Raw genomic sequence first — 4,066 nt, 5'->3', positions numbered from 1 at the left:
AAGCATTTATAAATTCAGAGGTGCTGTAAATTCCTTAGAAGTATTAGCATCTATGCCAAAATCTCATATTTTATATCTAACTCAAAGCTTTAGATGCCCACAAAGCATAGCTACTATTGCCAATTCTTATTTGGGAATTTTAAATGCCCCAAGAGATTTTAAAGGAACGCTAAAACCAAGAAAGGGAAATGATGAAAATGAAGCAAAAGCTATAATATGTAGAACTAATGCTAAACTATTTGATATAGCAGTAGAAAATTTGAATAAAAAATTATTTTTTGTGGGAGGGGTGAATAGTTATAGTTTTGATGAGTTATTAGACATACAAAATCTTCTTTTTAAAAAACACAAATATATCAAAAATCAGTTTATTGCAAAATTTGCCGACTTAAAAGAACTTCTTGAATATATCAACGAAACTAAAGAGGTTGACTTAAAACAAAAAATATTTGTTCTTTTTAAATATGTGCATAGCGATATTATAAAGCTTATTAAAGATATTGAAAAAAGTTGTGTTAAAAAACAAGAACAAGCTGATTTGATATTAAGTACAGGACACAAGAGCAAAGGTTTAGAGTGGAATAATGTTGAAATTATTGATGATTTTTTAAACATCAAGCAAGAACTTGAAGAAAGAGAACAAATTACCATAGCAAAAGAAGAATTAAATCTTTTGTATGTGGCAGTTACAAGAGCTAAAAATTCTTTAAACATTAACAAAGATTATTTACTTGAAAAAGATTTTATAGAAAAAAATTTAGAAAGGATAACAATAGAATGAAAATAATCAAAAAATTACAAGAAGATGGAAGCTTTAAAGAGCAGGCTTATTATTCTGTCGATGAAGTTGCAGAAATGCACTCTGTAACCCATACAACAGTTCGTGTATGGATCTCAAGAGGTCTTCTAAAAAGCCTCAAATTAGGAAAAGGTTATTATATATCAAAAGAAACTATTCTTAATTTTCAAAAAACAGATAGTTTACCAAAAGAAAATAAGGAAAAAAAATGAACAGAACGGTAAAAGATAAGCATGTTGGAATGAGAGATTTTTTGTTTAATAAATATAAAAAAATGACCTTCAGTAGAAAAGAATGTGCTGAAATTCTTGGTGTATCTTTACAGACTTTAGATAGATTAACAAAAAATAAGAAGATAGAATCTATGGGTGTATCTCGTTATGTGTTATTCTCTATTGAAGAAATAGCTAAAATTATATCAGGGGTTAAATCTTTAAAATGAGATTTAGCCATACAAATTATTGAATTTTCAAAAGTATATGTTATAGTATATGTTATTTGGATATTTAATTTCTAAAGTATGGATACTTAGTAATTTGATTAGTAAATCACACGCCTGCTAAATCCACCATTGCTCTTTTTTATCAAATCCCTATTTTGCTTTAATATATTAATCAAATGCCTATAATAAAATGTCTTAAAGCTTATTGTATATTGTTGTTTTTTGTTGTTTTTTGTGTTAAAATGTTGCGTAAAAAGTGGGTCACTTTTATAAAAATGGGTTACAAAATGGGCTACTTTTTACACCAAAATAGACACTAAAAAAGAGAGAAAATTAATGGCAAAAATTAACAAACTTACCGATAGTTTTTTAAAAAGCATTAAATGCGAAAGTGATAAAAAATTTATAAAATTTGCTGATCCGAGTTTAAAAGGCTTATATGTTTTTATTTATCCTAGTGGTAAAAAATTATTTAAAATAAGACAAGCAAATGATACTTATATAAAAATAGGAGAGTATCCTTTACTTTCCTTAGCAGAGCTTAGAGAAATCGCTTTAAATGCTTTTAAGCTAAAAGCAAAAGGACAAAACATAAAAAACGCTAAAAGACTTAAATTTGGCGATATATATGATGAAGTTTTAGAAAAATGTAAGGCTGATGGATTAAGCCTAAAAGAAATACAAAGAGGATTAAAATACAAAAATGGCGTTTTTAAGAATTTCAAAGATGTAGATATAGAAAGCATCAAGCGTTCACATGTCATCGAAACACTTAAAACCATAGAGCATCAAATCCCTACACTTATAAAAGCTAAAGGCTGGATTAACAAAATCTTTAAATATGCTTTGCAACTTGAAATCGTAGAAAATAACCCTGTGACAAGTATTGATAATTCCATAGTTTTTAAAAAAGCTTCAAAAGTAATTCATCAGCCAACTTTACTAGAAAACGATAAAATTAAAGAATATATATTAGCCTTAAAAAATTCAGATCTTAAAAAAACACATAAAAATCTAATGCTTTTTAATCTTTTGACTGCACAACGCCCCGGTAATGTTATAAAAGCAACTTGGGATGAAATTGATTTAAAAAATGCTATATGGACTATTAAAGCTGAAAAAATGAAAATGAGAAAAGAACATATTATCACTTTAAATTCTCAAGCGCTTAAAATTTTAAAAGAACAAAAGAAAATGAAAGTCAATGATTATATATTTGCTGGAAGTTCAAAAAATGGGTGTAATAGCGAGAATATCACCTGTAATATCAATAAACGACTAGGATATAAAGGCATTCAAAGTGCACATGGCTTTCGTGCTATGTTTAGAAGTTTAGCCAACGAACATCAATTAGATCATGGTGTGAGTATGGATATAGCCGAGCAGTGTTTAGCACACGAGCAAAAAAACGCCATTTTAAAAGCTTATAATCGTAGTGAAAATATAGAATTAAAAAGAAAGTTAATGCAGTGGTGGGGAGATTATATCGAAAAACTTGCAGGGGATTTTTAAATCACCTTGCAAGTTTGCAACCATTTATCAATTTCGGCTTTTTCATATTTAAAAGTAGGACCTATTTTAATCCCTTTAGGAAAATTAAATTTATTTTGATTTACTCGCATTCGCATAAATCTTATACGATATTGCGAAATACCCAAATACTCCGCTACTTCTTTTGTTGATAATAATTTTTCTATCTTACCAAATTTTGCCATTTCATACTCCTTTCTCTAAATCAAAGCCTAATTTTGCAATAATTGCTTTTTGCTCTTCATAGCTTAAAAAATTGCTGATTAAAATCAAAACATCACCAAAACAAAAGCGATTATAGCTCGTGCTTTGTTCTAGCACTTTAATTTCTAATGTATCACTTAAACTCTCAAGCGAAGCTGTTATTTTCCAATTTTTATTAATAGCTTTTAACATCTCATCGTTTGCATTTTGATTAAAAGCATTGTCGTTTCTTAAAAGCAACATTTCTTTTATCGTTTGCTTTAACATTTCTTGCGTATTTTCTAGCTCTTTTTCTAATGCTATTTTAGCTTTTATGTATTCTTTGAATTCTTTCATTTTTTATCCTTTCTAACTTAAGCAAATAAGCTTCTTTCTATGTGTTTAAACATAATTTCATTAGCACTTTTAAAAAAGTCTTTTTTAATCTCAAAGCCATAAGCTTTGCGGTTTAAATTTGTAGCTGCTAAAAGTGTGCTACCACTTCCAGCACATGGATCAATTACTACATCATTTACATCTGTAAAAATACTAATTAATCTTTCTAAAAGTTTTATAGGCTTTTGTGTGGGATGTACTTTAGGAATACCTTCATCTTTTTGCCAATCCATGCAGTTATAAATCATCTTTCCATCATTGTTAAATTTTGGAAGTTTTTCACGATATAAGATTAAAGCATATTCACAATTTCCAACTATTTTCATATTTGCTTTTAAAACTTGAGATGAGCTTTGTTTTCTAAAAACCAAATTTATATAATGATTAAAGCCATATTTTTTAGCTACTTCAATTAACATTGTTTGTTGTTCAAAAGAGCAAAAAACAATCATGCAAGGACTTTTACCGCATTCTTTAGGTTCTTTTATAAGCATTTTAGAGCAAAAGTGCATAAATTCGCTAACTCTAAAATCATTATCTGTGTCAAAAAATGCCTTGTTTGCTTTTTTGCTTTCTCCATTTTTATTATCCCCATTTATATACCATTCAGGAGATGAAGCATAAGCATTGTTGCCTAAATTATAAGGAATATCAGCTATTACAAGCTGTGCTTTTGGTATATTATATCTTTTAAAATTTTGAAAATGGTCGTTATA

7 protein-coding genes are annotated in these 4,066 nt (G+C 28.1%); 4 read left to right on the top strand and 3 right to left on the bottom strand.

The genetic code is table 11. The features are described 5' to 3' along the window. From AJ939_RS05915 to AJ939_RS05900, 4 genes are all read left to right on the top strand, one after another. The coding region (locus tag AJ939_RS05915) for a 3'-5' exonuclease (protein ID WP_186820914.1) at positions 1-781 on the top strand (781 nt) is incomplete at its 5' end. Next, complete coding sequence (locus AJ939_RS05910; RefSeq protein ID WP_070275041.1) at positions 778-1,011, top strand: helix-turn-helix domain-containing protein; 234 nt, start codon at positions 778-780, stop codon at positions 1,009-1,011. The genes AJ939_RS05915 and AJ939_RS05910, both read left to right, overlap by 4 nt. Continuing rightward, positions 1,008-1,241 (top strand): helix-turn-helix domain-containing protein, encoded by a 234-nt coding sequence (locus tag AJ939_RS05905; RefSeq protein ID WP_070283396.1) that lies wholly within the window; start codon positions 1,008-1,010, stop codon positions 1,239-1,241. Before AJ939_RS05910 ends, AJ939_RS05905 begins: the two co-directional genes overlap by 4 nt. 336 nt (positions 1,242-1,577) lie before the next feature. Further along, positions 1,578-2,753 carry a tyrosine-type recombinase/integrase gene (locus AJ939_RS05900; protein ID WP_002787311.1) on the top strand — a complete coding sequence of 392 codons (1,176 nt, stop codon included), beginning with the start codon at positions 1,578-1,580 and terminating at the stop codon, positions 2,751-2,753. Here the strand turns inward: AJ939_RS05900 and AJ939_RS05895 are convergent. The 3 genes from AJ939_RS05895 to AJ939_RS05885 all read right to left on the bottom strand — a co-directional run. Then, the gene (locus AJ939_RS05895; RefSeq protein ID WP_044780132.1) at positions 2,750-2,956 is read right to left on the bottom strand and encodes a helix-turn-helix transcriptional regulator; all 207 of its coding nucleotides are present in this window, start codon (positions 2,954-2,956) and stop codon (positions 2,750-2,752) included. The genes AJ939_RS05900 and AJ939_RS05895 overlap by 4 nt on opposite strands. Position 2,957: 1 nt before the next feature. After that, positions 2,958-3,311, bottom strand: a complete 354-nt coding sequence (locus AJ939_RS05890; protein WP_002787307.1) for a hypothetical protein — start codon at positions 3,309-3,311, stop codon at positions 2,958-2,960. Positions 3,312-3,328: 17 nt separating this feature from the next. Next, the coding region (locus tag AJ939_RS05885; RefSeq protein WP_070283395.1) for a DNA-methyltransferase at positions 3,329-4,066 on the bottom strand (738 nt) is incomplete at its 5' end.

It is taken from the genome of Campylobacter sp. BCW_6889 (assembly GCF_001762535.1).
Lineage (GTDB): Bacteria > Campylobacterota > Campylobacteria > Campylobacterales > Campylobacteraceae > Campylobacter_D > Campylobacter_D jejuni.
This window is presented reverse-complemented; position numbering and strand designations above follow the sequence as displayed.